Annotated in this window: 31 protein-coding genes; 19 read left to right on the top strand and 12 right to left on the bottom strand. The window is 61.9% G+C overall.

Going from position 1 to position 26,757, the window contains the following annotated elements:
• Positions 1–11 precede the first annotated feature (11 nt).
• From livH to QMK47_RS07230, 8 genes are all read left to right on the top strand, one after another.
• Complete coding sequence (gene livH, locus QMK47_RS07265; RefSeq protein ID WP_003198480.1) at positions 12–935, top strand: high-affinity branched-chain amino acid ABC transporter permease LivH; 924 nt, start codon at positions 12–14, stop codon at positions 933–935.
• Positions 932–2,188, top strand: coding sequence for a high-affinity branched-chain amino acid ABC transporter permease LivM (locus QMK47_RS07260; protein WP_214511621.1), 1,257 nt, complete (start codon positions 932–934; stop codon positions 2,186–2,188). Before livH ends, QMK47_RS07260 begins: the two co-directional genes overlap by 4 nt.
• Positions 2,185–2,952 (top strand): high-affinity branched-chain amino acid ABC transporter ATP-binding protein LivG, encoded by a 768-nt coding sequence (gene livG, locus QMK47_RS07255; protein ID WP_057448896.1) that lies wholly within the window; start codon positions 2,185–2,187, stop codon positions 2,950–2,952. Before QMK47_RS07260 ends, livG begins: the two co-directional genes overlap by 4 nt.
• On the top strand, positions 2,953–3,654 hold the full coding sequence (locus QMK47_RS07250; RefSeq protein ID WP_003198474.1) for an ABC transporter ATP-binding protein: 702 nt from the start codon (positions 2,953–2,955) through the stop codon (positions 3,652–3,654).
• Between the two features lie 301 nt (positions 3,655–3,955).
• Entirely contained in the window at positions 3,956–4,261 is a 306-nt protein-coding gene (locus tag QMK47_RS07245; RefSeq protein WP_214511620.1) for a DUF2282 domain-containing protein, read from the top strand.
• A gap of 25 nt (positions 4,262–4,286) precedes the next feature.
• Complete coding sequence (locus tag QMK47_RS07240) at positions 4,287–5,156, top strand: DUF692 domain-containing protein (protein ID WP_320389998.1); 870 nt, start codon at positions 4,287–4,289, stop codon at positions 5,154–5,156.
• Complete coding sequence (locus QMK47_RS07235; protein ID WP_258690481.1) at positions 5,153–5,911, top strand: DUF2063 domain-containing protein; 759 nt, start codon at positions 5,153–5,155, stop codon at positions 5,909–5,911. The genes QMK47_RS07240 and QMK47_RS07235 overlap by 4 nt, the downstream gene beginning before the upstream one ends.
• Positions 5,908–6,384: a DoxX family protein gene (locus QMK47_RS07230; protein ID WP_320389997.1), complete on the top strand. Its 477-nt coding sequence runs from the start codon at positions 5,908–5,910 to the stop codon at positions 6,382–6,384. Before QMK47_RS07235 ends, QMK47_RS07230 begins: the two co-directional genes overlap by 4 nt.
• A gap of 263 nt (positions 6,385–6,647) precedes the next feature.
• On the opposite strand, the gene QMK47_RS07225 is transcribed toward QMK47_RS07230, so the two are convergent.
• Positions 6,648–7,562, bottom strand: coding sequence for a LysR family transcriptional regulator (locus tag QMK47_RS07225; RefSeq protein ID WP_258690480.1), 915 nt, complete (start codon positions 7,560–7,562; stop codon positions 6,648–6,650).
• A 104-nt stretch (positions 7,563–7,666) separates the two neighbouring features.
• Here QMK47_RS07225 and QMK47_RS07220 point away from each other — a divergent pair, with 104 nt between their 5' ends.
• From QMK47_RS07220 to QMK47_RS07210, 3 genes are all read left to right on the top strand, one after another.
• A complete protein-coding gene (locus QMK47_RS07220; protein WP_253472022.1) occupies positions 7,667–8,266 on the top strand; it encodes a short chain dehydrogenase in 600 nt (199 codons plus the stop codon).
• A gap of 61 nt (positions 8,267–8,327) precedes the next feature.
• Positions 8,328–9,002 (top strand): COG3650 family protein, encoded by a 675-nt coding sequence (locus QMK47_RS07215; protein ID WP_258691208.1) that lies wholly within the window; start codon positions 8,328–8,330, stop codon positions 9,000–9,002.
• A gap of 74 nt (positions 9,003–9,076) precedes the next feature.
• Positions 9,077–10,690, top strand: coding sequence for an NAD(P)/FAD-dependent oxidoreductase (locus QMK47_RS07210; RefSeq protein ID WP_258690479.1), 1,614 nt, complete (start codon positions 9,077–9,079; stop codon positions 10,688–10,690).
• A 156-nt stretch (positions 10,691–10,846) separates the two neighbouring features.
• On the opposite strand, the gene QMK47_RS07205 is transcribed toward QMK47_RS07210, so the two are convergent.
• Complete coding sequence (locus tag QMK47_RS07205; RefSeq protein WP_258690478.1) at positions 10,847–11,941, bottom strand: PLP-dependent cysteine synthase family protein; 1,095 nt, start codon at positions 11,939–11,941, stop codon at positions 10,847–10,849.
• A 268-nt stretch (positions 11,942–12,209) separates the two neighbouring features.
• Between QMK47_RS07205 and nhaA the strand changes: the two genes are divergently transcribed.
• Complete coding sequence (nhaA, locus tag QMK47_RS07200) at positions 12,210–13,400, top strand: Na+/H+ antiporter NhaA (protein ID WP_320389996.1); 1,191 nt, start codon at positions 12,210–12,212, stop codon at positions 13,398–13,400.
• A 144-nt stretch (positions 13,401–13,544) separates the two neighbouring features.
• Positions 13,545–13,745 (top strand): nucleoid-structuring protein H-NS, encoded by a 201-nt coding sequence (locus QMK47_RS07195; protein WP_320390571.1) that lies wholly within the window; start codon positions 13,545–13,547, stop codon positions 13,743–13,745.
• A gap of 597 nt (positions 13,746–14,342) precedes the next feature.
• On the opposite strand, the gene QMK47_RS07190 is transcribed toward QMK47_RS07195, so the two are convergent.
• Positions 14,343–14,807 carry a glycine zipper 2TM domain-containing protein gene (locus tag QMK47_RS07190; protein ID WP_003184697.1) on the bottom strand — a complete coding sequence of 155 codons (465 nt, stop codon included), beginning with the start codon at positions 14,805–14,807 and terminating at the stop codon, positions 14,343–14,345.
• 169 nt (positions 14,808–14,976) lie between these two features.
• Between QMK47_RS07190 and QMK47_RS07185 the strand changes: the two genes are divergently transcribed.
• A complete protein-coding gene (locus QMK47_RS07185; protein ID WP_253472012.1) occupies positions 14,977–15,261 on the top strand; it encodes a hypothetical protein in 285 nt (94 codons plus the stop codon).
• Here the strand turns inward: QMK47_RS07185 and pdxH are convergent.
• The 4 genes from pdxH to dinG all read right to left on the bottom strand — a co-directional run bounded on the left by pdxH (position 15,209) and on the right by dinG (position 20,639).
• Positions 15,209–15,856: a pyridoxamine 5'-phosphate oxidase gene (gene pdxH / locus QMK47_RS07180; RefSeq protein ID WP_072343206.1), complete on the bottom strand. Its 648-nt coding sequence runs from the start codon at positions 15,854–15,856 to the stop codon at positions 15,209–15,211. The genes QMK47_RS07185 and pdxH overlap by 53 nt on opposite strands.
• Positions 15,857–15,880: 24 nt before the next feature.
• Positions 15,881–16,993, bottom strand: a complete 1,113-nt coding sequence (locus QMK47_RS07175; protein ID WP_258690477.1) for an OmpA family protein — start codon at positions 16,991–16,993, stop codon at positions 15,881–15,883.
• 117 nt (positions 16,994–17,110) lie between these two features.
• Complete coding sequence (locus QMK47_RS07170; protein WP_320389995.1) at positions 17,111–18,256, bottom strand: serine hydrolase domain-containing protein; 1,146 nt, start codon at positions 18,254–18,256, stop codon at positions 17,111–17,113.
• A gap of 238 nt (positions 18,257–18,494) precedes the next feature.
• Positions 18,495–20,639, bottom strand: coding sequence for an ATP-dependent DNA helicase DinG (gene dinG, locus QMK47_RS07165; RefSeq protein ID WP_253472006.1), 2,145 nt, complete (start codon positions 20,637–20,639; stop codon positions 18,495–18,497).
• A gap of 99 nt (positions 20,640–20,738) precedes the next feature.
• On the opposite strand from dinG, the gene QMK47_RS07160 reads away from it, so the two are divergent.
• Positions 20,739–21,203 carry a CopD family protein gene (locus QMK47_RS07160; RefSeq protein WP_214511608.1) on the top strand — a complete coding sequence of 155 codons (465 nt, stop codon included), beginning with the start codon at positions 20,739–20,741 and terminating at the stop codon, positions 21,201–21,203.
• 125 nt (positions 21,204–21,328) lie between these two features.
• Here QMK47_RS07160 and QMK47_RS07155 read toward each other — a convergent pair whose 3' ends face one another.
• The 4 genes from QMK47_RS07155 to QMK47_RS07140 form a co-directional block, all read right to left on the bottom strand.
• A complete protein-coding gene (locus tag QMK47_RS07155; RefSeq protein WP_320389994.1) occupies positions 21,329–22,087 on the bottom strand; it encodes a collagen-like protein in 759 nt (252 codons plus the stop codon).
• Positions 22,080–22,352, bottom strand: coding sequence for a DUF1145 domain-containing protein (locus tag QMK47_RS07150; protein WP_063322681.1), 273 nt, complete (start codon positions 22,350–22,352; stop codon positions 22,080–22,082). Before QMK47_RS07150 ends, QMK47_RS07155 begins: the two co-directional genes overlap by 8 nt.
• A gap of 138 nt (positions 22,353–22,490) precedes the next feature.
• On the bottom strand, positions 22,491–23,216 hold the full coding sequence (locus tag QMK47_RS07145; protein WP_253472002.1) for an OmpA family protein: 726 nt from the start codon (positions 23,214–23,216) through the stop codon (positions 22,491–22,493).
• 90 nt (positions 23,217–23,306) lie between these two features.
• Positions 23,307–24,002, bottom strand: a complete 696-nt coding sequence (locus tag QMK47_RS07140) for an OmpA family protein (protein WP_214511605.1) — start codon at positions 24,000–24,002, stop codon at positions 23,307–23,309.
• A 191-nt stretch (positions 24,003–24,193) separates the two neighbouring features.
• On the opposite strand from QMK47_RS07140, the gene QMK47_RS07135 reads away from it, so the two are divergent.
• From QMK47_RS07135 to QMK47_RS07120, 4 genes are all read left to right on the top strand, one after another.
• Positions 24,194–24,691: a DUF6231 family protein gene (locus QMK47_RS07135; RefSeq protein WP_214511604.1), complete on the top strand. Its 498-nt coding sequence runs from the start codon at positions 24,194–24,196 to the stop codon at positions 24,689–24,691.
• Positions 24,692–24,693: 2 nt separating this feature from the next.
• Complete coding sequence (locus tag QMK47_RS07130) at positions 24,694–25,182, top strand: YchJ family protein (protein WP_258690474.1); 489 nt, start codon at positions 24,694–24,696, stop codon at positions 25,180–25,182.
• Between the two features lie 69 nt (positions 25,183–25,251).
• Positions 25,252–25,737 (top strand): LEA type 2 family protein, encoded by a 486-nt coding sequence (locus tag QMK47_RS07125; RefSeq protein ID WP_320389993.1) that lies wholly within the window; start codon positions 25,252–25,254, stop codon positions 25,735–25,737.
• A 5-nt stretch (positions 25,738–25,742) separates the two neighbouring features.
• A complete protein-coding gene (locus QMK47_RS07120) occupies positions 25,743–25,946 on the top strand; it encodes an SEC-C metal-binding domain-containing protein (protein ID WP_047228413.1) in 204 nt (67 codons plus the stop codon).
• Positions 25,947–26,104: 158 nt separating this feature from the next.
• Here the strand turns inward: QMK47_RS07120 and QMK47_RS07115 are convergent, their stop codons facing one another.
• The gene (locus QMK47_RS07115; RefSeq protein ID WP_258690472.1) at positions 26,105–26,662 is read right to left on the bottom strand and encodes a cysteine hydrolase family protein; all 558 of its coding nucleotides are present in this window, start codon (positions 26,660–26,662) and stop codon (positions 26,105–26,107) included.
• Positions 26,663–26,757 lie beyond the last annotated feature (95 nt).

Raw genomic sequence — 26,757 nt, 5'->3', positions numbered from 1 at the left:
GGAGCGCTGTAATGCCTGACATCTATCACTTCTTCCAGCAGCTGGTTAACGGCCTGACCGTTGGCAGCACGTATGCCCTGATCGCCATCGGCTATACGATGGTTTACGGCATCATTGGAATGATCAACTTCGCCCACGGCGAGGTGTACATGATCGGCTCCTACGTGGCGTTCATTGCCATCGCCGGGCTGAGCATGATGGGACTCGACAGTGTCCCGCTGTTGATGACCGCGGCTTTCATCGCGAGCATCGTCGTCACCAGCTCCTATGGCTACAGCATCGAACGGATCGCCTACCGCCCCCTGCGCGGCAGCAACCGTCTGATCCCGCTGATTTCCGCCATCGGCATGTCGATCTTCCTGCAGAACACGGTACTGCTTTCGCAAGACTCCAAGGACAAATCCATACCCAACCTGATTCCGGGCAACTTTGCCATCGGGCCAGGCGGGGCACATGAAGTGCTGATTTCCTACATGCAAATCGTGGTGTTCGTGGTGACCCTGGTCGCCATGCTCGGCCTGACGCTGTTCATCTCCCGTTCCCGCCTGGGCCGCGCCTGCCGCGCCTGTGCCGAGGACATCAAGATGGCCAACCTGCTGGGCATCAACACCAACAACATCATCGCCCTGACCTTCGTCATCGGTGCGGCCCTGGCGGCCATCGCCGCGGTGCTGTTGAGCATGCAATACGGCGTGATCAACCCCAACGCCGGTTTTCTCGTCGGCCTGAAAGCCTTCACCGCCGCAGTACTGGGCGGCATCGGCAGCATTCCCGGCGCGATGCTCGGCGGGCTGGTGCTGGGCGTGGCGGAAGCTTTTGGCGCCGACATCTTCGGCGACCAGTACAAGGACGTCGTGGCATTCGGCTTGTTGGTTCTGGTTCTGTTATTCCGGCCGACCGGCATCCTGGGCCGCCCGGAGGTTGAGAAAGTATGACTAGGCATCTCAAATCGGCGCTCTTCAGCGCCCTGCTGGTCTGGGCCGTGGCCTACCCGGTACTGGGTCTTAAACTGACCATCGTCGGCATCGACCTGGAAGTGCATGGCACCAGCCCGGCCATCCTGGCAACCATCGCCGTGTGTTCGCTGCTGATGTTCCTGCGGGTGCTGTTCAGCACGCAGATCAGCGCCATGTGGAAGTCGTCGCCCGGCCTGCCGGTGATCCCGGCCAAGGCCAGCAACTTCCTGACCCTGCCATCGACCCAGCGCTGGATCGTGCTGGGCCTGATCGTCGTGGCACTGGTCTGGCCGTTCTTCGGCTCCCGCGGCGCGGTGGACATCGCCACGCTGATCCTGATCTACGTGATGCTCGGCCTTGGCCTGAACATCGTGGTAGGCCTGGCCGGCCTGCTGGACCTGGGTTATGTCGGCTTCTACGCCGTCGGTGCCTACAGCTATGCGCTGCTGTCCCACTACTTCGGCCTGAGCTTCTGGATCTGCCTGCCGATCGCCGGGATGATGGCCGCCACCTTCGGTTTCCTGCTGGGGTTCCCGGTCCTGCGCTTGCGCGGTGACTACCTGGCCATCGTAACCCTGGGTTTTGGCGAGATCATCCGTCTGTTCCTGCGCAACCTGACCGACATCACCGGTGGCCCGAACGGCATCAGCAACATCGAGAAACCGACGTTCTTCGGCCTGACCTTCGAACGTAAGGCCGCCGAAGGCCTGCAGACCTTCCACGAGTACTTCGGCCTGGAATACAACTCGATCAACAAGGTGATCTTCCTCTACCTGGTTGCCCTGTTGCTGGCCCTGGCCGCGCTGTTCGTCATCAACCGCCTGCTGCGCATGCCGATCGGTCGCGCCTGGGAGGCATTGCGTGAAGACGAAATCGCCTGCCGCGCCCTGGGACTCAACCCGACGATCATCAAGCTGTCGGCCTTCACCCTCGGTGCTGCGTTCGCCGGTTTTGCCGGCAGCTTCTTCGCCGCCCGCCAGGGCCTGGTGACGCCGGAATCCTTTACCTTCATCGAGTCGGCGATCATCCTCGCCATCGTGGTGCTGGGCGGGATGGGCTCGCAGTTGGGCGTGATCCTGGCGGCCATCGTGATGATCCTGCTGCCTGAAATGATGCGTGAATTCAGCGAATACCGCATGTTGATGTTCGGCGCCTTGATGGTGCTGATGATGATCTGGCGTCCTCAAGGTCTGCTGCCTATGCAACGCCCCCACATGGAGCTGCGCAAATGAGCCGCGAGATCCTCAAAGTCGAAAACTTGAGCATGCGCTTCGGCGGCTTGCTGGCGGTCAACGGCGTGGCCCTGACCGTGAAAGAAAAACAGGTGGTTGCGCTGATCGGGCCGAACGGCGCGGGCAAGACCACCGTGTTCAACTGCCTGACCGGCTTCTACCAGCCCACCGGCGGCACCATCGTGCTGGACGGCGAGCCGATCCAGGGCCTGCCCGGCCACCAGATCGCCCGCAAGGGTGTGGTGCGCACCTTCCAGAACGTGCGGCTGTTCAAGGACATGACGGCGGTCGAAAACCTGCTGATCGCCCAGCACCGTCACCTGAACACCAACTTCTTTGCCGGCCTGTTCAAGACCCCGGCGTTCCGCAAAAGCGAACGCGAGGCCATGGAGTACGCCGAGTACTGGCTGGACAAGGTCAACCTCAAGGAGTTTGCCAACCGTACCGCCGGGACCCTGGCCTACGGTCAGCAACGACGCCTGGAAATCGCCCGCTGCATGATGACCCGTCCGCGGATCCTCATGCTCGACGAACCGGCCGCCGGCCTGAACCCCAAGGAAACCGAAGACCTGAAAGCGCTGATCGGCGTGCTGCGCGAGGAGCACAACGTCACTGTGCTGCTGATCGAGCACGACATGAAGCTGGTCATGAGCATTTCCGACCACATCGTCGTGATCAACCAGGGCACCCCCCTGGCCAACGGCTCGCCGGAACAGATCCGCGACAATCCTGAAGTGATCAAAGCCTACCTGGGGGAAGCGTAAATGCTGCAATTCGAAAACGTTTCCACCTTCTACGGCAAGATCCAGGCCTTGCACAGCGTCAACGTCGAAGTCCGCCAAGGCGAAATCGTGACGCTGATCGGTGCCAACGGCGCCGGCAAATCCACCCTGCTGATGACGCTTTGCGGTTCGCCCCAGGCCCACAGCGGCAGCATCCGCTACATGGGTGAGGAACTGGTGGGCCAGGACTCGTCACGGATCATGCGCAAGAGCATCGCGGTGGTGCCGGAAGGTCGTCGGGTATTTGCCCGGCTGACCGTGGAAGAAAACCTCGCCATGGGCGGATTCTTCACCGACAAGGGCGACTATCAGGAACAGATGGACAAGGTCCTGCACCTTTTCCCACGCCTGAAAGAACGCTTCACCCAGCGCGGTGGCACCATGTCCGGCGGTGAACAGCAAATGCTCGCCATCGGCCGTGCGCTGATGAGCAAGCCCAAGCTGCTGCTGCTCGACGAGCCTTCCCTGGGCCTGGCACCGATCATCATCCAGCAGATCTTCGACATCATCGAACAACTGCGCAAGGACGGCGTGACGGTGTTCCTGGTGGAGCAGAACGCCAACCAGGCGCTGAAAATCGCCGACCGGGCGTACGTGCTGGAGAACGGTCGCGTGGTGATGCAAGGCACCGGTGAAGCCCTGCTGACCGACCCGAAAGTGCGCGAGGCGTACCTGGGCGGTTGAGTCTGCAGCAATAAAAAAACGGCCTTCGGGCCGTTTTTTTTGCCCAATGTAGGAGCTGTCGAGCGAAGCGAGGCTGCGATCTTGTCCCGGACAATTGAGTCTAAAGCGAAAGATCAAGATCAAAAGATCGCAGGCTTCGCCAGCTCCTACAGGTCTCAGCGCGAGCTTGCTCCCTCGCCACAGGTTCCAGGATCACTAAAAAAAATCATGCGCCCGCTGTAACGCTTTCCCACCTCCCCTCTCTAGTTCAGCAGACCGGCGCTAACGCCGGTTCATTTCCCTGAATGACTGGAGAATCATCATGACTGCTTCGACCCGCACCCTGTCCGCCACCGCCCTGATCCTGGCCCTGGGTTCTGCCCTGAGCATGACAGCCGTCTCGACCGTCCACGCAGCCGACGACACCATGGAAAAATGCTTCGGTGTCGCCCTCAAAGGCATGAACAACTGCGCCGCTGGCGCCGGCACCACCTGCGCCGGCACGGCGAAAATGGACTATCAGGGCAACGCCTGGAAATCGGTACCCAAAGGCACTTGCACCACCATGGAAAGCAAGACCTCCCCAACTGGTTTCGGCCAGCTCGAAGCGTTCAAAGCCAAGTCCTGATCGCATCTGCCTGAGGCCCGCCACCATGTTGAATAGCCCTTTCCTCGCCACTGATACCCGACTGCCACCAAGGGTGGGGCTGGGGCTCAAGGCCGAGCATTTTCGTGAGGTGCTCCAGACCCGACCGGACCTGGGCTTTTTCGAAGTGCACGCGGAAAACTACATGGTGGCCGGCGGGCCGCTTCATCACTTCCTGGGGCGGATACGCGAACAGTACCCGCTGTCGCTGCACGGCGTCGGCCTGTCGATTGGTGCGGAGGGGCCGCTGGATATCGCGCATTTGCAGCGCCTGGCCGCATTGATCGACCGCTATCAGCCCCAATCCTTTTCCGAACACCTGGCCTGGTCCAGCCACAGCCCGGTGTTTCTCAATGACCTGCTCCCCCTGGCCTACGACGAAGCGACCCTCGACCGTGTCTGCGAACACGTCGACCAGGTGCAGTCCAGCCTCAAACGCACGCTGTTGCTGGAGAACCCGGCGACCTACCTGGCGTTCGAAGCCTCGACCCTCGACGAGCCACACTTCATCAGCGAAGTGATCCGGCGCACTGGCTGCGGCCTGCTGCTGGATGTGAACAACGTCTACGTTTCGTGCATCAACCACTGCCGCGATCCACTGGCCTACCTCGACGCCCTGCCCCTGCAAGCGACCGGTGAAATTCACCTGGCCGGCTTTGCCGAAGACACCGACAGCCTTGGCGAGCGCCTGTTGATAGACGACCACGGCGCGCCAATCGACAACGCAGTCTGGCAACTGTACCTCAAGGTTCTGGCGCAGACCGGGCCGGTAGCCACCTTGATCGAGCGCGACAACCACATCCCTCCATGGGAGGTGCTGCTGGCCGAAGCGCGCCAGGCCGATCAACTTTTAAACGCCGTTGGAGCCCGATCATGAGCGACCAGCGCACATTCGCCGCCGCCCTGCTCGACCCGCGCAAGGCTTGTCCGCCCGGCCTGGTCAGTGCCAACGGCGCCGACCCGCAGAGCCGCTTCGCGGTGTACCGCAACAACGTGCTCAGCTCATTGATCAACGCCCTGGCCGACAATTACCCGGTGGTGGCGCAACTGGTGGGCGAGGAATTCTTCCGAGGCATGGCTGAGGTCTACGTTCAGTCGGCGCCACCGCAAAGCCCGGTGATGAGCGACTATGGGGATGATTTTGCCGGGTTCATCGAACGCTTCGAACCCGCCGCCTGCGTGCCGTACCTGGCGGACGTCGCCCGGCTGGAGCGACTGCACGTGCAAGCCTGGCATGCCGCCGACGCCGAGCCCATGGCCGCAGAACAGATTGTCGAGGCGCTGTCATCACCCACACAGACAAGGCACCAGAAGGTCGGTCTGCACCCGTCACTGCGGCTGCTGCAATCGCCCTTCGCCGTGGTGACGATCTGGGCCGCCCATCAGCACGAGCCCCCCGTGCCGTTCGAGGCATTTTCTGCGCAAAACGCCTTGGTGCTGCGCAACGGCCTCGACGTGCAAGTGTTCGCGATCAATCACGCGGCCCATGGGTTCATCACCGCCCTGCAACAGGGGCTGTCCCTGACCGCTGCCATTGAAGCCTCAATCGACCTCGACCTGGAACAGACCCTGGCGGGGCTCATTCGCCACAGAGCTATCACTCACCTCCTAGCTGAACAGGTATCCCCATGAACGCCCTGATTGCCGGTTCCATTCAATGGCTGGAGAAAATTCCCCACAGCCTGATCGCCTTCATCGCGCGTTTCTCGATTGCCGCGGTGTTCTGGAAATCCGGCCAGACCAAAATCGAAGGCCTGGCCATCGACTTGTTCGACGGCACCTTCCAGATCGGTCTGCCACGGCTGGCGGACTCGACCATTCCCCTGTTCAAAAGCGAATACGCCCTGCCGTTGCTGTCGCCGGAACTGGCCGCACACCTGGCGGCCTCTGCCGAGCATGTGTTCCCGGTCCTGATCCTGCTTGGCCTGGCGACACGCTTTTCAGCGTTGGCCTTGCTGGGCATGACCTTGACCATCCAGCTGTTCGTCTACCCGGACGCCTACCCGACCCATGGCACCTGGGCGGCGGTATTGCTCTACTTGATGGCCCGTGGGCCGGGGATACTGTCCATCGACCACCTGATTGCCAAGCGTTACGCCCACTGACTGCGATTGAAAATCTCCTGTGGGAGCGAGCTTGCTCGCGATAGCGGTGGGTCAGCTTGCATAAATGTCGGATGTGCCACCGCCTTCGCGAGCAAGCTCGCTCCCACAGTGGATCTGTGCAGGTCGAAATATCGAAGTCACTACCCATCAAATGTGGGAGCGAGCTTGCTCGCGATAGCGGTGGGTCAGCTTGCATAAATGTCGGATGTGCCATCGCCTTCGCGAGCAAGCTCGCTCCCACAATAGGGTGTCCAATGGCTGGGCTATCGTTGTAGCCGATCCAGCGCCTCGCCGCTGCGCTTGAACCAGTCGATCAGATAGTCAGCCAGCACCTGGGTGCGCTTGGGCAATCCACCCTGGTACGGGTGCACCAGGTACATCGGCATGCGCCGGGTCTGGTAGTCGCGCAGCAGCCAGCGTAGGCGTCCGTCGGCCAACTCCTCATGCAGCAGGTATGACGGCAGCCGGGCGATTCCCGCGCCGGCCAGGGCGGCTTTTTTCAGCAGGCTATAGTGATTACTGGCGAACGGCCCGGACACCCGGACCCGCAGCAGTTCGTGTTGCTGGTGATAAAGCCATTCTTCCCGGCCGCTGTAGTGGCTGTTCAGCAAACAGCGATGTTCGGCCAGGGCCTGAGGCGTCTCGGGTTCGCCATAGTGTTCGAGGTAGGCCGGGCTGGCGCAGGTCATTTCGTGCCACGCCAGCAATGGCCGGGCCACCAGCCGCTCATCGATGGCGGCGTCGGAGCGGATCGCCAGGTCGAAGCCATCGCGGGTCAGGTCACGGTAACCGTTGTTGAGCTCCAGTTCGATCTGCACATTGGGATACGTACGAGCGAACTCCATCAGCAAGCCTTCGAAGAACGTTTCGCCCAACGAAACCGGCACCGTCATACGCACCGGCCCGGAAATATCGTCCTTCAGCCGAGCCAATGCCTGACGCGCCCGTTCCACCTGCACCAACAGCGCCTGGGCCTGGGGCAACAACGCCGCCCCTGCCGCCGTAAGGCTCAAGCGCCGCGTGGTGCGTTGCAGCAACACCACCGAAAACCGCCTCTCCAACAGACTGATGCGCTTGGACAACTGGCCCTTGCTGCACCCCAACTGCTGGGCCGCCTGGGTGAAGCTGCCGGCCTCCATCAACACGGCAAACGCCGCCAGGTCATCCATTTCGCTCATTGGATTGTTTCCAATTGAAAACCAAAGGTTGCCTATTAGCATGATTATCAATGGAAAGAACCCCTCTAGACTGAAAACTCATTCAACCCATTGGGAAACAACTCATGAAAATCCTCTTGATCGGCGCCAACGGCACTATCGGTTCGGCCATTGATAACGAACTGTCGCCGCGCCACGAGATCATTCGGATCGGCCGCCACAGCGGTGACCTGCAGGTGGATATCAGCGACAGCGCTTCAATCCGCGCGCTGTTCGCAAAGACCGGCCGCTTTGATGCCCTGGTTTGCGCCGCCGGTAACGTCACCTTTGCACCCCTGGCCGACATGACCGATGACAGCTTTGCCCTGGGCTTGAAAGACAAGCTGATGGGCCAGGTCAACCTGCTGCTGATCGGTCGCGAATTCGCCAACGACGGTGCATCCTTCACCTTCACCACCGGCGTGCTCAGCCACGATCCGATCAAGAGTGGTGCTTCGGCGGCCCTGGTCAATGGCGCCCTGGACAGTTTCGTGCGCGCCGCGGCAATCGAGTTGCCACGGGGCTTGCGGGTCAACTCGGTGAGCCCGAACGTGTTGCTGGAAGCCATGGACAAATACGCCCCGTACTTCCGCGGCTACAAACCGGTCCCGGCCGTCGATGTTGCATTGGCCTACGCCAAGAGTGTCGAAGGCCTACAAACCGGTCAGACCTTTCACGTGGGCTAACACCCCTTGTGATGCAGGATCAGTCTGAGTAACGTGGCGGCACTTGTCTGGAGACCCAATGATGCGTGCCGCCCGCTCCCTGCTGTTTGTCGCCCTCCTGCCGCTCTTCACCGGCTGCCAATTGCTCGACGCCCCTCGTCAGAGCGCCTCCCACGCCGGCCAGACGCGCATGCAAGGCGAGCTCACGGCAGCCGATGGCAAGCTGGTGTTCCAGCCGTGCCAGGAACAGCGCCGCTACATCGTCAATGACAGCGGTGGCACCAGCGTGCTGCAGCAGGCCGCCAGCCTGGCCGATGACCAGGGCAAGCTGTTTGCCGATGTGCGCGGCCGTATCGTCTCCAGCGCAGCGGCCGGCAGCGACAGCCAGTTGGACCTGGAGCAGTTGTATCGCCTGGAGCGCTCGGGCAGCGCTTGCGATGACGGCAATTTCAAACTGCTGGTCTTGCGTGCCGCCGGTCATGGCCCGGAATGGAACCTCAAGGCCAGCGGCAAGGGCATGGTGCTTGAGCGTGAAGGCCAACCGACACTGGCGGTGCCTTACCTTGAAGAACAACTGGGCGATGGTCGCTTCAATCTCAGCACCGAAGCCAACGGCCAGAAGGTCGAACTCTGGCTGGCCGCCCAGCGCTGCGTCGACAGCACCACCGGCAGTGTGCAACACATGAGCGCCGAACTGCGGGTCAACGGTCAGGTCCAGCGTGGCTGCGCCTACTTCGGTGGTGCGCGCAACGACTGATTCGCCGTTTTTTGGCTTATAATCGCCGGTTCACGCCCTGGTGCAGTTGTGCATCCCGCGAACCGGATCCCACCATGTTACGAATCACCGAACTCAAGCTGCCGATCGACCACCCCGAAGAAGACCTGCGCCCTGCCATCGTGCAGCGCCTGGGCATCGCCAGCGATGACCTGCTCGACTTCACCTTGTTCAAGCGCAGCTACGATGCGCGCAAGAAATCCTCCGAATTGTGCTTCATCTACACCATCGACCTGACGGTGCGCGACGAAGCCAGCCTGCTGCGCAAGTTCGCCGATGACCGTAACGTCAACGAGGCGCCGGATGTCAGCTACAAAGTTGTGGGCCAGGCACCGGCCGACCTGGGCGAGCGGCCGATCGTGGTCGGTTTCGGCCCGTGCGGGATCTTCGCCGCCCTGCTGCTGGCACAGATGGGCTTCAAGCCAATCATTCTCGAGCGTGGCCCGGAAGTGCGCCAGCGCACCAAGGACACCTGGGGCCTGTGGCGCAAAAGCGTGCTCAACCCCGAATCCAACGTGCAATTTGGTGAAGGCGGCGCCGGGACGTTTTCCGACGGCAAGCTCTACAGCCAGATCAAGGATCCGAAATTCCTTGGCCGCAAGGTTTTGCACGAATTCGTCAAGGCCGGGGCGCCGGAAGAAATCCTCTACGTCAGCAAGCCGCACATCGGCACGTTCCGTCTGACCGGTGTGGTGGAAACCATGCGTGAGCAGATTCGCGCCCTGGGTGGCGAAGTACGCTTCCAGCAGCGGGTCACCGATGTGCTGATCGAAGACGGCCAACTGGTCGGCGTCGAACTGGCCAGCGGCGAACAGATTCATTCGAAACATGTGATCCTGGCCCTGGGCCACAGCGCCCGGGACACCTTCCGCATGCTCCACAGCCGGGGCGTGTACATGGAAGCCAAGCCGTTCTCGGTGGGTTTCCGTATCGAACACCCGCAATCGCTGATCGACAGCGCGCGCCTGGGCAAGTACGCAGGCCACCCTAAACTTGGCGCCGCCGACTACAAACTGGTGCACCACGCCAAGAATGGTCGTTCGGTGTACAGCTTCTGCATGTGCCCGGGCGGCACCGTGGTAGCCGCGACGTCCGAGCCGAACCGCGTCGTGACCAACGGCATGAGCCAGTATTCGCGCAACGAGCGCAACGCCAACTCCGGCATCGTCGTCGGGATTACCCCGGAAGTGGATTATCCCGGCGGCCCGCTGGCCGGGATCGAGTTGCAGGAACGCCTGGAATCCCACGCGTACATACTCGGTGGCAGCAACTACGAGGCCCCGGCGCAACTGGTGGGTGATTTCATCGCCGGCAAGCCGTCTACGGCACTGGGCAGCGTCGAACCTTCCTACAAGCCAGGGGTGTCCCTGGGCGACTTGGCCCTGGCCCTGCCGGACTTTGCCATCGAAGCCATCCGCGAAGCCCTGCCGGCGTTCGAGAAACAGATTCGCGGCTACTCGCTGCACGACGCCGTGCTGACCGGCATCGAAACCCGCACCTCATCGCCCCTGCGCATTACCCGCAACGAATCGCTGCAGAGCCTGAACGTCAAGGGCCTGTTCCCGGCCGGTGAAGGCGCCGGTTATGCCGGCGGGATCCTGTCGGCGGGCGTGGATGGGATCCGGATTGCCGAGGCGGTGGCGCGGGATATCCTCGGCCTCGAGGCCTGAGGGGCCGATGCTGTTCACCCAAGGCAGGATTTGCCCGAGTGAACAGCATGACCCTGTGGGCGGGCGTGCTCGCGATGGCGGCCTGGCATCAACACAGATGTTGACTGATCCACCGCTATCGCGAGCAAGCTCGCTCCCACAAGGGACCTCAGTGATTCAGATATTGGCCCGCAACACGCTCTCCGGCAGCGCCTCGCCCCGTTCCACACACGCCGCCACGATGTCCATCAGCCCACTCAACTCATACCCCTGGGCCTTGAGCCACGCCGGGTCGTAATAGGTCGTGGCGTAGCGCTCGCCACCGTCACATAAAATCGCCACGATCGACCCCGACTCACCCGCATCCGCCATCTGCCGGGCCGCCATGAGTGCGCCGATCAGATTGGTGCCGCTGGACCCGCCGACCCGTCGCCCCAAGCGCTGGGCCAGGTAATGCATGGCCGCCAATGACAAGGCGTCCGGGACCTTGACCATCGCATCGATGACTTTCGGCAAGAACGACGCCTCGACCCGTGGCCGGCCGATGCCTTCGATGCGTGAACCGCAATCCAGGCGCAGGCTGGCATCACCGCTGCGGTAATAGTCGAAGAACACTGAACGCTCGGCGTCGGCACACAGCACGCGGGTGCCGTGCTGGCGGTAACGCACGTAACGCCCCAGGGTGGCGGTGGTGCCGCCGGTGCCGGGGCTTGAAATCAACCAACTCGGCTCCGGGTGCCGCTCGAAGCGCATCTGCTGGAAGATCGATTCGGCAATGTTGTTATTGGCCCGCCAGTCCGTGGCGCGCTCGGCATAGGTGAATTGGTCGATGAAGTGCCCATCATGCTCGTGGGCCAGGCGTTCGGATTCGGCGTAGATCTGCGTAGGATCGTCCACCAGGTGGCTCTGGCCGCCATAGAAAGCGATCTGTGCGATTTTTTCCCGGGAGGTGGTCGCCGGCATCACCGCAATGAACGGCAAGCCCAGCAACCTGGCGAAGTAAGCCTCGGAAATCGCCGTCGAGCCGCTGGAGGCCTCGATCACCGGCGCACCGGGCTTGAGCCAGCCGTTACATAACGCGTAGAGAAACAGCGAACGGGCCAGCCGATGCTTGAGGCTGCCGGTGGGATGGCTGGACTCATCCTTGAAATACAGCTCGATACCCGGCAGGCCGGGCAGCGGCAACGGAATCAGGTGGGTATCGGCGCTGCGCTGGAAGTCAGCCTCGATGATGCGGATCGCTTCGCGCGCCCACTGGCGGTGGTCGTTCATGGTGTTTTCTCACTGGCTCGGTTCGACGCGGGGAAACCTGGTGGTCATGCAGGCGCAACGTGGTCTCGGAAAAACCAGTCGCAAGCTTAGGAAAAAACCTACATCACGCACAGGTACAGCTAAGGTCCAATATGGCCCATAACTGCCCGACTGCGTGGAGCATGCGTTGTAACGACATATAACAAAAAAGAATATAACTTTTGTTTTAACAACTAACAGTACGAGTTAGGGTGTGCCATCTTTTTGATTCAATGAATGGAGAGCGATCGTGGCTCTACGCAATTCTCTGACACGTTTTTTCCAACTGGAGGCTGCCAGCGGCCTGCTGCTGATCGCCGCCGCCGTGCTGGCCCTGGCCATCAATAACTCGCCCCTTTCCTGGCTGTACAACGGCCTGCTGGACACGCCGGTGGTCGCCCAGATCGGCGCGTTGAAGATCGCCAAACCCTTGTTGCTGTGGATCAACGACGGCCTGATGGCGATGTTTTTCCTGCTCATCGGCCTCGAGGTCAAGCGAGAGGTCCTCGATGGGCAACTGTCGAAACCTTCGCAAATCGTCCTACCGGGTGCGGCGGCGATTGGCGGCATGGTGGTGCCGGCGCTGATCTACTGGTTCCTCAACCGCGACAATCCTCCCGCCCTCGCCGGCTGGGCGATTCCGACGGCCACCGACATTGCATTCGCCCTCGGCGTGCTCGCCTTGCTGGGCAAGCGGGTGCCGGTGTCGCTCAAGCTGTTCCTGATGACCCTGGCGATCATCGACGACCTGGGCGCCATTATCATCATCGCGATCTTTTACTCCGGTGCTCTGTCCAGCCTGTCGCTCATACTGGCGGCAACCTGCATCGCCGCGCTGGTGGCGATGAACCGGATGGGCGTGGTCAAGCTCGGACCCTACATGGTTGTCGGGCTGATTCTGTGGGTCTGCGTGCTCAAGAGCGGTGTCCATGCCACCCTGGCCGGGGTGACCCTGGCGTTCTGCATCCCGCTGCGCACGAAAAATGCCGAGACTTCGCCGCTGCTAACCCTGGAACATGCCCTGCATCCCTGGGTGGCCTATGGCATTCTGCCGCTGTTCGCCTTCGCCAATGCCGGCCTGTCCCTAAGTGGCATCACTGTCGAGAGTTTCACCCATGACGTGCCGATGGGCATCGCCATTGGCCTGCTGCTGGGCAAGACCGTCGGCGTCTTCGGCCTGACCTGGCTGGCCGTGAAAATCGGCATTGCCAGCTTGCCCGCTGGCGCCAATTGGGGCCAGATATTGGGGGTGGCGATTCTGTGCGGTATCGGGTTCACCATGAGCCTGTTCGTTGGCTCCCTCGCGTTCGAGCCGGGTGTGAGTGACTACGCCGGTATGGACCGGATGGGGATTCTCACTGGTTCGATCCTCGCGGCGTTGTTGGGTTACGCGGTGACGGCGGCGGCCAGTCGCAAGCAGCCTGCTGCATTGCCTGGCTGATCCTTGCTTCTGCGTTAGCGTCTTGAGAGCCGTGGGAGGTTAAGGAATGGTGTGTATATCCGTTTCTGCGGTAACGGCTACTTAGGGTTCCGCTCTTACAGCGGGTCACTTTTGGAAGAGCGCCAAAAGTAACCAAAAACGCTCATGCCCCACCACTCGGTGCCTCGCCTAGGCTCGGCATGCCCTCACTCCGGCATTGCTCCGTGGGCCCGCCGCGAAGGGCCATCCATGGCCCAGCGCGGCTATCCCGGCATCCATGCCGGGATACCCACTCCACAATGCCTGCGTTCGGCCAGCGTGGTTAACGGGGCGCCCCAGATCAACGTCCGCCCCGAGGCGGCCTAGTAGCCGACCTGGTTCTCGGTGGGACCGCGTCTCTCCTGTGGGAGCGAGCTTGCTCGCGATGAGGCCAGCAAGCCCAGCATCCATGTGACTGGACCACCGCCATCGCGAGCAGGCTCGCTCCCACATTCAATCTTCAGCGGACACAAAATTCATATCCAACACAGAACCACTGTGGGAGCGAGCCTGCTCGCGATGACCCCGGCACATCCAACATCACCGCAAACTGACACACCGCCTTCGCGAGCAAGCTCGCTCCCACAGGAGAAACGCAGTCTCACCAAGAACCAGGTCGGCTGTTAGGCCGCCTCGTAGTGGACGTTGATCTCGGCGCCCCGTTAACCACGCTGGCTGAACGAAGGTATTGCGCAGTGGGTAACCCGGCATGGATGCCGAGCCTAGGCGAGGCACCGAGTGGTGGGGCATGTAGCGTTTTGGTTACTTTTGCGCTTTTCAAAAGTGACCCGCTGTAAGAGCGGAACCATAAGCCGCCGTTACGCAAAAAACGGATATACACCCCGTCCCCCGAAACGAAGCCATAAAAAAACGACGCCTTCCCGTTCAGGAACAAGCGCCGTTTTTTCTCTTACCTAACCAAGCTTAGTGCGATACGCGACTCGTACCATCCACAGTGGAAATACGAACCCGCTCACCCACACGGAATACCTCGTTCTCCTGAACCTGCTGCACATAGGCACGCATGCTACCGTCATCTTCACGAACGGTGATTTCCACACCCTGGGTACGGGTCAGGCCTTCTTCAGTCGCAGAACCAATCAGGCCACCGGCCACCGCACCGATCACAGCGGCGACGATGCTGCCACGGCCACCACCGATGGCGCTGCCACCGACACCACCGACCACCGCACCAGCCGCACCGCCGATCGGGGTCTTGGTGCCTTCGATCTTGACCGGACGCAAGGACTCGATAGTCCCCATGCGAATCGTCTGCACGCGACGCGCTTCGTCACGAGAGTAGGAGTCACCGGTCAGGCTCGACTGACAGCCAGTGAGCAACATCGCCATCGTGGAAAAGGAAGCAACCAGCAAAACAGACTTACGCATAGCATCAACTCCAAAAGACAGGGATTCATTAAACTCCGCAGCTTGACGCCTGTCACGGCCTCGCCGGGATAAAATTGTTTTCATTCAGGTGGGATACAGGCGCACCCGAAAAATTCACCAAACAGTAGCGCCAATTTCCGAAACCTGCGTCATCAACCCGGGGATTTTCATGGATTATTTCATCATCGTCGCGGTCACCGTGGCCGGTTTGTACTTCCACTGGTGGCTGTACGTACGAATCAAACGCTGGATGGACCGCGACCTGGCGCTGTCCCTGGCGGGGCAGGATGAGCAGAAAAAGACCTACATGCTGCAACAATTGGCCCGCGCCCGGGAGCAAGGGGTCAAGCGCCGGGACTTGCCGCAATGGCTTAAAACCGCTGCGGCAGGTTACCCCGATGCTAAGGCGCCAGACGCTCGCGCGTCCAGTTCGCCCCTTGCAGGCGGTAGTTGAGGCGATCGTGCAGGCGGCTCGGACGCCCCTGCCAGAACTCGATGCGCTCAGGCAGCAAACGATAACCGCCCCAATGCTCCGGGCAGTGCGGTTGGCTGTCGCTGAAGCGTTGTTCGGTGGCCTTGAGCAGGTCGTCCAGCTCACCACGCCCTGCAATTACCCGGCTCTGGGGTGAAGCCCAGGCGCCGAGACGGCTGCCCAGCGGGCGAACCTGGTAATAGGCGTCCGACTCCTGCGCGGTGACCTTCACCACTTTGCCCTCGATGCGCACCTGGCGCTCCAGGGCCGGCCAGAAAAACGTCATGGCCGCAAATGGATTCGCGGCCAGTTGCTGGCCCTTGGCGCTGTCGTAGTTGGTGAAGAACGTGAACCCCAGGGCATCCAGGCCCTTGAGCAGCAGGATCCGGCAGTGCGGGCGCCCTTCTGCATCCACCGTCGCCAGGGTCATGGCGTTGGCCTCCACTGGGGCCTGCTCGGTTTTCACCGCGTCGGCGAACCATTGGTGGAACAGTGCAAACGGCTCGGCCGGGGCTTGTGCCTCGGTCAAGCCGTCGCGGGTGTAGTCGCGGCGCATATCAGCCAGAGGTTGGGTCATGGCGCGTTCCTTGTGGTTAGCCCATCACTGCTTGGGGGTATCGGCGGCCGCGACTTTCTTGGTATCGGTGGCGGCTTTGGCCGGTTGGGTTTTCTTCGCCGGGGTAGTGGCCTTGGCAGGGACCTTCTTGGCAGGCGCCTTGGCCACGGCTTTTTTGGCCGGTGCTTTTTTGCTGGTCGGGGTCACGGCTTTTTTCGCCGCAGGCACTGGGGCCGGGGCCACGGGTTTCACGTCCTGGGCCGCCACCAGCGTCACTGGCGCAGGGGCCGGCATGTTGTATTTGCTCAGCAGCGCAACCATGGTGTTGGCCGGCGTGACCAGCAGTTCCACACGACGGTTCAAGGCACGCCCTTCCACACTATCGTTGGCCGCACGTGGCGCCACTGCGCCCATGCCGCGCAGCATCAGGCGATCACGTTGCAGGCCGCTGAGACGGAAAATCGCCGCCACGGACTGGGCTCGCTCCTGGCTGAGCTTCAAGTTGGCCGGTGCGGCGCCCGAGGTGTCGGCGTGGCCGAGGATCAGCACGGCGGTCTTCGGGTCGGCTTCAAGGATCTTCGCCACGCGGGTGAACGGCCCTAGGGTCACGGGCAGCAGCATGGCCGGACGGTCCGGGTTGAAGGAGCCGTCCACGGGCGCGGTGACCACCAGCACGTTGTCGCGGCGCTCGAGTTGGAGCTTGCTGTCCTGGATGGCTGTGCGCAGCTTCGGCTCGTAGTCGTCGAGCCAGGCCTGGGTGACTTTAGGATCGGGCATCGGCACCGCCTTGGCGGTTTCCTGATCCTTGCCGCCAAACGGCCACCACCACTTGCCGTTACTTTCGGCTTCGGCCTTGGCAACGGCCGGCGCCTTGGCTTCAGGCTTGTCCTGGGGTTTGACGTCATCTTTCTTCGCAACGTCGGCCGCATCATCGGAAGAGAACGGCCACCACCAGTGGGTGGCGCTCTCGGCCTTGGCTTGCGGTGCGACGGCGGCCGGTTTCAGAGGCGCAGCTGGCGCCGTGTCCTTGGCTACGACCTTGTCGGAAGAGCCGAACGACCACCAGCTACCGCCGCCCTCGGCATCATTTTGTGGGTTTTGTGCGCAACCGGTGATAGCGAAGCACAGCGCCAGAGCGAGGGTTTTATTCGATGACATTGGATATCCACAAAATGATGTAAATGGAAAATAAAGGCCATGTTTTGGCCGCATAAACAGTCGCTTGGAAACTGAAAAGGCCACGAGGTTCCGGTGCCCGCCGCCTTCAATGGCGTTTTATAGACAAGTGGCAAGTACCCTCGCAAGGTTCTGCGCGCGCGGGTCCATCAATACGTAAGGCCCGAGCGTGTTGGTTACGAAGCCAAAAGCCACATCATGCTCCGGGTCGGCGAACCCCATGGAGCCCCCGGCCCCCGGATGACCGAACGCCCGTGGGCCGAGGCCATAGGTCGCATTCGGTACATCCGGCTGGTCGAGCATGCAACCCAGGCCGAAACGGGTCTGGGTCAACAAAGTCTTGTCCTCGCCGAAGCTGTGCTGGCGAGTCAGTTCGTCGAGCATTTCACCTTCCAGCAGGCTGCCATCCAGCAGCCCCGCATAGAATCCAGCCAGGCTGCGGGCGTTACCGTGGCCGTTGGCCGCCGGTTGCTGCATGCGCCGCCACTCCGGTTTGTTGGTACTGGTCATGATCGACGGCGGATTGGTGAAGGCCCGGGTGGTCATGGCCGTCGGCTCGCGCATCGTCACCTGCAGCAGACGTTGGGCCGCGGCATCGCCGACGTTGCCTTTGCCACGGGCGATGTGGGCCACGCGATGAAACTCCTCGTCGGCCAGGCCAACGTGAAAATCCAGGCCCAACGGCTTGGCAATACGGGCCACGATGGACTCCCCCGGGCCACGCCCATCGGCCCTGCGCAACAGCTCGCCAATCAGCCAGCCGTAGGTGATCGCGGCATAACCATGACCCTCACCCGGCGTCCACCAAGGTGTTTCGGCGGCCAGGGCATCGACCATGGCTTGCCAGTCATAAAGCGCTTCGGGCGGTAGCAATTCACGTAGCGCCGGCAACCCGGCCTGATGACAGAGCAATTGGCGCAGGGTAATGGATTGCTTGCCGGCTGCGGCAAACTCGGGCCAATAGCGGGCTACCGGGATATCCAACTGCAACTTGCCTTCGGCCACCAATTGCAGGGCAGTGACGGCGGTGAAGGTCTTGGTGCAGGAAAACAGGTTGGCAATGGTGTCGCTGTGCCAGGCTTCATGGCCATCCTTGTCGGCGGTACCGGCCCACAGATCGATCACCGTGCGACCACCCACCTGGATGCACAACGCCGCGCCGCGCTCCTGGGGATTATCGAACAGCGCCGCGAACGCTTCACGCACCGCCTCGAACTGAAGTTCATAATGGCCTTGAATCTGCACCCGTAACTCCCTTGAAACAAACACTTTTAAGGTGGCTGGCATTGTTTCAGCCATTAGGGTTTTTGGGAACCGTCGCAAGACGGCTGGCTAAGCATGCCCCCCCGTGGCAAGAAGAACCTGTGGGAGCAAGGCTTGCCCGCGATGAGGCCTGTGAGGTCTTTCTGAGACCGAGGTACCTTCATCGCGGGCAAGCCTTGCTCCCACAAATACATTGCTTCACCGTGAAGTTGCAGCAGCCTCAGGAAATCTCCCGCCGAAACGGCGGCAGCGCGTTGAGGATCGCCTTGCCATAGCGCTGGGTTACCAGCCTGCGGTCGAGCAAGGTGATGGTGCCGCGATCTTCTTCGGTGCGCAGCAACCGGCCACACGCCTGGACCAGCTTCAGCGAAGCGTCCGGTACGGAGATCTCCATGAACGGGTTGCCGCCTCGGGCTTCGATCCACTCGGCCAGCGCGGCTTCCACCGGGTCATCGGGGACCGAGAAGGGGATCTTGGCAATCACCACGTGCTCGCAATAGGCACCGGGCAAGTCCACGCCTTCGGCAAAACTCGCCAGGCCGAACAGCACGCTGGAATCCCCACCATCGACCCGCGCCTTGTGTTTGTTCAGGGTTTCCTGCTTCGACAGGTTGCCCTGGATGAACACCTGCTTGCGCCAGTCACGGTCAAGACCGTCGAATACGTCCTGCATCTGTTTGCGCGAGGAAAACAGCACCAGGGTGCCCCGTGAGCCTTCCACCAGTTCTGGCAGGTCGCGGATGATCGCCGCCGTGTGGGCGGCGGCATCCCGTGGGTCGGCCTTGAGGTCCGGCACCCGCAGCACGCCAGCATCGGCGTGGTGGAAGGGGCTCGGGACCACGGCGGTCACGGCTTTCTTCGGCAGGCCGGCGCGCATGCGGAAGCGGTCGAACGTGCCCAGGGCGGTCAGCGTGGCGGACGTCACCAGCGCGCCATAGGCCACGTTCCACAGGTTGCGACGCAGCATTTCCGCCGCCAGGATCGGGCTGGCATTGACCTCGATATCGAACAGCGAACCGCTTTCGGCCAGGGTCAGCCACCGCGCCATCGGCGGGTTGTCTTCCGGGTCTTCGGCGGTGAAGGCCGTCCACAGCTCCCAGTTGCCCTGTGAGCGGGACAACAGGCTGCCAAACAGCGGGTACCACTCCTCGGCCTGGTTGCTGGCGATACCGATGTTGACCTCGCCATCCATGCCTTCCTTGAGCAGGTCGGTCAGGCGTGTGAACAGGTCGGTCAGGCGCGAGAAACCTTTCTTGAGCTCGATGCCCATTTCGCGCATGTGCTCGGGGACCACCCCGCCAACAAACCGGTGGCGTGGCCGATCGCGGCCCTCGACGTCTTCACCAGGCTTGAAGTCGGCCACTTGTTCACAAGCGGTGAACATGAACTGCTGGTTCGTCTTGATTTCCCGCGCCAGCTCCGGCACTTGCTCGATGAACTTGCCCAGGTCACCCGGCAATGGATGCTGGGCCAACAGTTTGGTGAGGTTCTTGGCGGTGGTTTCCAGCCAGTCGGCAGTGGAACGCAGCCGGGTGTAATGGGCGAAATGACCGATGGCCTTGTCCGGCAGGTGATGGCCTTCGTCGAACACGTAGATCGTGTCGCGCGGGTCCGGCAGCACCGCACCACCGCCCAGGGCCAGGTCAGCCAGGACCATGTCGTGGTTGGTGACGATGACATCGACCTTGCCCATGCCTTCGCGGGCCTTGTAGAAGGCGCACTGGCCAAAGTTCGGGCAATGCCGGTTGGTGCACTGGCTATGGTCGGTCGTCAGGCGGGACCAGTCGGCGTCTTCCAGGGCCGTGGACCAGCTGTCGCGGTCGCCGTCCCATTTATTGCCGGCCAGCTTCTCGATCATGCTGGTGAACAGCTTCTGGCTGGCCTCGTCGACTTCGATCTTGAAGCCTTCTTCTTCGAACAACTGGGCCGTGGCGGTCTGCGCGTGGCCTTCCTGGAGCAACATGTCGAGCTTGGACAGGCACATGTAGCGCCCACGGCCCTTGGCCAGCGCGAACGTGAAGTTCAAGCCGCTGTTGCGCATCAGGTCGGGCAGGTCCTTGTAGACGATCTGCTCCTGCAGGGCGACGGTGGCCGTGGCGATCACCAGGCGTTTGCCGGCGGCCTTGGCCGTGGGAATCGCCGCCAGGCTGTAGGCCACGGTCTTGCCGGTACCGGTGCCGGCCTCCACCGCCACGATGGCGGGCTCGCCACTGCGCCGGCCTTCGTCGTCGGTGTCGATGTCACCCAGGACTTTTGCCACTTCGGCAATCATCAGGCGCTGGCCATATCGCGGCTTGAGGCTCTTGGCTTCGAGAAAACGCGAATAGGCGCCCTGGATCGTGGTTTTGAGTTCGGTGCTGATCATGAATGGTCGGGCGCAAAAAACGCTGGATAAATTTTCAGTGGTTCGGATCGGCGGCTATCATACCCCGCTAATGAATCCTGCGCAGAACGGAGTAACCCAATGACATCCTTTGCCCTCGTCTACACCCTGCATTTACTGGCGGCCCTGGTCTGGGTCGGCGGCATGTTCTTCGCCTGGATGATCCTGCGCCCCGCCGCAATGACGGCGCTTGAGGGCCCTGCCCGGCTCAAGTTGTGGGTAGAAGTGTTTCAGCGTTTTTTCGTCTGGGTCTGGGTCGCCGTGGTGCTTTTGCCGATCAGCGGTGTAGGCCTGATCCATGTGCGCTTCGCCGGTTTCGAAACCGCGCCGCGGTATGTGCAGGTGATGATGGGGTTGTACGTGGTGATGACAGCACTGTTTATCCGCATCCAGGGTCTGCAACTGCCGGCATTGCGTAGCGCCGTGACGGCGCAGGACTGGCCGACGGGTGCGGCGGTGCTGGGGAAGATTCGGCGGTTGGTGGGGATCAACCTGTTGATCGGGTTGCTGGTGGTGGCGATTGGCGCGGCGCGGCCGATGTTCTGAACATCACATAAAAACCTGTGGGAGCGAGCTTGCTCGCGATGACGGTGTATCAGGCAACACTTCATCGACTGACACAACGCCATCGCGAGCAAGCTCGCTCCCACAGTTTCAGATCAGGTTTTTCTTCAGAACCGCTGCACCGTCACCGTCCCCGCCGCTCCGGCAGGCCCTGGCTGGCCATCGGCGCCAGGACGGCCGCTTTTGCCGCCGTCAGCGGTATAGACCAGGCAGCCCTTGGCCTTGCCACCGGCCCCGGGCTTGCCGCCGCGCCCCGCCGCGCCACCGGCACCGCCGTCCACCGTCACTTTGATCTGCTCGGCAGGATAGGCGCGGGGCAGTTCAAGGCGTACCAGCGCACCGGCCGCACCCGGCTGGCCATCGCTGCCATTGCTGCCGTCGGCCCCGCGACCGGCCGAACCCCAGGTGCAACCCGGCGCCTGGCCATTGGCACCGTCAAGACCGACGAAACCCGGTGCACCGGTGCCGCCACGGGCATCCACCGACAACAGCGGCGCATTCAAGGTATTGAAACGCAGGTTGAGATCGCGCCCCGACCGCGCGGCCTTGGTATAGGTACCTGGTGCGCCGCGTGAAGTGATCTGGCTGCCCTCGGCCAGCTCAGCCTGGGCCACTTTCATTTCCAATACCTGCTGCGCCGGCACGATGGCAATCCGTGCTTCACGTCCCAGGTGCAATTGGTCGATGGTCAGTTCCGTGACATTGGAAGGCACCAGCAGCGTGCCGTAGTCGGCCACGTCCAGTCGCTCAAGGACCAGGGTGCTGGTGGTGTTGGGCAGGCGCATCAACGAATGGCTTTCGACCTGGACCACCTGGGCCGAAGCCCACGGGCATACGAGTGCGGCGAGCAGACACAATTTACGCATGGGAAGCCTCTGGCGCGGTCGGGAGGGTTTGCAAATGGAAGATACCGAACAGCAGCACTCTGAGGCGATCACGACCAGGCGCAGGGCGGCCACGGAAACTGGCCCTGAACAACAGCAGTTCCAGCAGATGGAGCACCAGCAAAAACGCGCCGGCGACATTGACCAGCAGATGCAGCGGATGGACGAACGGCACGACCAGATTGACCAGCACCACCAGCCAGAACAGCAGGGTCAGCAAGCGCCCCAGCCCCCAAAACACCTTCATACGCCCCCCTGATCGGGAATTATTCTTTGCGCGCACAGTAACGGCTTGCGCGCAGGATAAGCCAGAGGGCCAGGCAAATTTAATCTGACCCGAGCCCCGGATCGCCTTCCCGACGACCCGGCAGCCCTGGCCCGCGCTTCAACGCTGGATATGCAGCTCGACCCGACGGTTCTGCGCCCGCCCTTCGTCGGTCTCATTGTCAGCCACCGGCTCGCTTTCGCCTTTGCCTTCGCTGGTGAGTTTGCCGGGGGCCAGCCCCTGGGTCAGCAAATACTCCACGACGCTGCTGGCCCGACGTTCAGACAGCCCCTGGTTATAGGCATCACTGCCGACGCTGTCGGTGTGACCCACGACCCGGATGCTGGCGACATTGGCATGGCTGAGCTTGCCCATCAGCCCATCGAGCTGGCTTCGAGCATCTGCGGTGAGGTCGGATTTGTCGAAATCGAACAGTACCTTGCCGGCGTCGTTGAGGGTGATGACCTCGCTAGCCGGTGCTTCAGGCTCCACGGGCGGGGCGCTGGCCGGGTATTGCGGCACCGGGCAACCGTGATGCTCAACGGGGGTATTGGCCGGCGTATCGGGACAACGGTCGCGACGGTCGAACACCCCGTCGTCGTCTTCATCGCCATCCTGGGCGTAGCAGATCAAACCACCGCCCAGCAGTCCCAGTGCGGCGCCGCCGGCGGCCCAGCCACTGCTTTCAATGGCCCCCAACCCACCGCCAACCAAGCCGCCGATCAGGCTACAGATTGGCCAGGTGCGTTGATTGAGAGGTGCGCTACCGTCGCTGTGAGTGGCGCAACCGGACAACAGACTGCTCGCCAGCAGTACCGGTAAGGCGGCCCTGATTAGAACGTTCATGATGAATGCTCCTGTGTCACCGGCCCATACCGGTCACACAGGAGTAAAGACCCGCATCCGCAACTCTACAAGCCGCGAATGGCAAGGGTTTCAGCGGTTTATCTTGATTTCCGTGCGACGGTTCAGCGCGCGGCCGTCGGCAGTCTTGTTATCGGCCACCGGCTGGCTCTCACCGGCACCGGACACCGAGACAAAACTGGACTGCGGCACGCCGTTGTCGACCAGGTATTTCACCACCGAGTTGGCCCGTTTCTCCGACAGTTTACGATTGTAGGCATCGCTGCCAACGCTGTCGGTGTGGCCGATGACCCGCAGTTGCGTGGTGGACGTTTCCTGTTTCAGCCGGGTCGCAACGCCGCTCAGGACATCTTTGTCGGCCGGGGTCAGCGTGGCTTTGTTGAACTCGAAGTGCACATCGCGGATCACGATGGTTTCTTCCTTGACCACTGGAGGTACGTCAGCCACCGGTGGCGGTGGAGGTGGTGGGCAACCGTCGGCATCGACCTGTACGCCCTTCGGCGTACCCGGGCACTTGTCGCGGCTGTCCGGCACGCCATCGCCGTCTTCGTCGCCGTCACCATGGGCCCAGCACCAGCCCGCCGCCACAGTGCCGGCCACCAGCGCTCCCGGGCCGATCCAGGAACTGCTTTCGATCGCGCCCAATCCCGCGCCGACGACACCACCAGTGGCCGCACAGATCGGCCAGTCGGTTTTCTGCAAACCTGCGCAACCAGTCAACACACTGGTTAGCAGAACCAGGGGTAACGCTGTCCGAACTATGCTCATCGGTTTTCTCCTTGAGGGATCGGCTTGTCGCCGATTGAGGGGAGTAAAGACCCGTCTTCGAATCTGCGCCAGCCTGAGCAATCGCGGGTTTTCGCCCCGTGTTTGCGAAGATTCCGCACGTTCAGGGACAAACCGCTCTAGGCCACGATGTCCGGGCAGGCTATCGTTGTGGTTCTGACTGAGGAACTTCGATGACCGTTGCCATTTCTGCGCGTACGCCCCAGCAAGCCCTGGCGGCCGTGCTTGACCGTTATGCCCCGCAAAAACTGCTGTTGATCGGTGCCAGCGGCTTTCCCGCGCTCGAAGCATTCCAGCAGGCCCATCCCGACACCGAAGTGGTCCACGCCGGCCCCGGCGCGCTGCCGGCGGACGTGGCGGCGCGGCGTTTCGACCTGGCCCTGGCGCTCGATTGCCTGGAGCATTTGCCCAAGCGCGAGGGTCTGAACCTGTTGGGCGGCATCCGCAATCTCAATGCCAGCCGCATCGCCGTGCTGGCAGACCTCAACGCCTGCGGCTGGCAAGAGACAGACTTTTTTTCCCTGGCCCTGCAAGCCAGCGAGCGATTCCAGCGCGAAGATCAGGTGCTGACTCTGTTTACCTACGATCTGCTTGAATACAAACAAGTCCCCGACTGGCTCAACTCGCGCTTTTGGGCCAACCCGGAAAATTTTGGAAAATATTGGTGGTAACCGTGAACACAACCCTACACACACCCATTTGCCCCTGTGGCAGTGGCAACCCACTGGACGCCTGCTGCGGCCATTACCACGACGGTCACCCGGCGCCCTGCGCCGAAGCCTTGATGCGCTCGCGCTATAGCGCCTATGTGTTGGGCCTGGTGGACTATCTGGTCGCCACCACCCTGCCCGCCCAGCAGCCAGGCCTTGATCGCCAGTCGATCAGCGAGTGGAGCGCCAACAGCACCTGGTTGGGGCTGGAAGTGGAAAGCAGCGAAGTGCTCGGTGGTCAACCGGAACACGCCTTTGTCACGTTCACGGCACGCTGGCACGACGGCCAGGGCGAGCACAGCCACCGCGAGCAGTCCTCGTTCGTGCAGAACAGCGGGCGCTGGTACTTCATCGACCCGACCGTACCGGTCAAGACGGGCCGCAACGACGGCTGTCCGTGCGGTAGCGGGCATAAATTCAAAAAGTGCTGCGCCGGCTACTTCAATCGTTGAATTCAGAAACGTCCGACACTCGTCCATCGGCCCATAGGGCTAGACTGGGGGTAAACCAGAGGCTCGGACATGACCGCCACATCACTCCTGCTGCGCATCACCTGCCTGCTGCTGTTCGTCGGGCTCGGCGGTTGCGCGTCCTGGCAAGGTGAAGAAGCCCCTGAGCCACAGGTGCACCTGGTCAAGGTCGAGGTGGTGCGGGCCCGGCTGCTGGAACAGAAGTTCATACTGCACTTTCGCGTCGATAACCCCGGCGACAGCGACCTGACCGTCCGCGGCCTGACGTACCGCATCCACCTGGGCGACCTGTTGCTGACCGAAGGTGCCCATGAACACTGGTTCACCGTGAGCCCCCGGCACAGCGCCTACTTCAAGGTGCCGATCCGCACCAACCTGTGGCCGCAGGTGCGGCACGTGGTGAAGTTGCTGGAGAAACCCCGGGAACAGATCCCCTATCGTCTGGAAGGTGAGCTGGAAACCGGATTATTCATCGCTCACTACGTGCACCTGGAACGCAATGGCGTGATAATCGCCGCCGATTTTATTGCGGAGTAACCCCGATGACCCAACAACCCCACGTCCATGGCCCTGATTGCAACCACGATCACGACCATCATCACGATCATGACCACGGCCATGTCCACGGTCCGAACTGCGGCCACGCCCACCAGGAACCGGTGCGCAACACCCTGAAGGATGTCGGCCGCAACGATCCTTGCCCGTGCGGCAATGGCAAGAAATTCAAGAAGTGCCACGGGGCTTGAGGGTCCGGGCGAAAAACTTTTTCGCCTGTTAGACCGTCATCGCGAGCAAGCTCGCTCCCACAGGGGATTTGCGGTGAGGCGATATTTAATGATCGCCGAAGAATCAATGTGGGAGCGAGCTCGCTCGCGATGAGGTCAGTACATTCACTGCTTATGTATCAGCCCGCCTCCAGAATCCGCTTCACAGCGACCACCGTCGCATACTCGCCATGCAAATTGCCCAGGGACATGGCATGCACCTCGGCAGCCGAACGGGCGTTGCCGAAGTAATCGCTCTTGTCGAAGGTAAAGCAGGCATCCTCGGCCACCCACGTGTCGAATCCCAGGTTGCCGGCCGTACGCCCCGTGGACTCCACCGAGTTGTGCGTCGCCACACCGACGATCACCAGTTGCCCGATACCCACCCTGCGCAGGTCTTCCTCCAGGCGCGTGCCACTGAACGCATCCGGTACCTGTTTCTGCACCAGCCATTCCCCCGCCCGCGGCTCGAACCGTGGCTGGACCTCTACGCCCGTCTGCCCCGGCCAGAACACCGAGTCCGGCGAGCGGGACAAGTGGTGGACGTGAATCACCGGTCGCGCCGTGCGTCGCCATAACGCCAGTAGCTCCAGCATGCGCAGCTCTGCCTCGGGGTTGTTGCGAGGACCGAGCCTGGGGTGAAGGATGCCTTTTTGTTGATCGATGAGGATCAGCGCTGCGTTGTTTTGGAGCTCCATGCCGGTTTTCTCCTCTCGGTCATTGAATCGTCCACACTTGATCATCACCTCTTCCTACAGGCAAGCCTTCGAGCAAAAGCGATGACCCGGCCCCG

Origin of the sequence: Pseudomonas sp. P9_35 (genome assembly GCF_034008205.1) — a bacterium.
Lineage (GTDB): Bacteria > Pseudomonadota > Gammaproteobacteria > Pseudomonadales > Pseudomonadaceae > Aquipseudomonas > Aquipseudomonas kilonensis.
The sequence above is the reverse complement of the archived record's forward strand: the minus strand, read 5'-3'. Positions and strand labels throughout refer to the sequence as shown.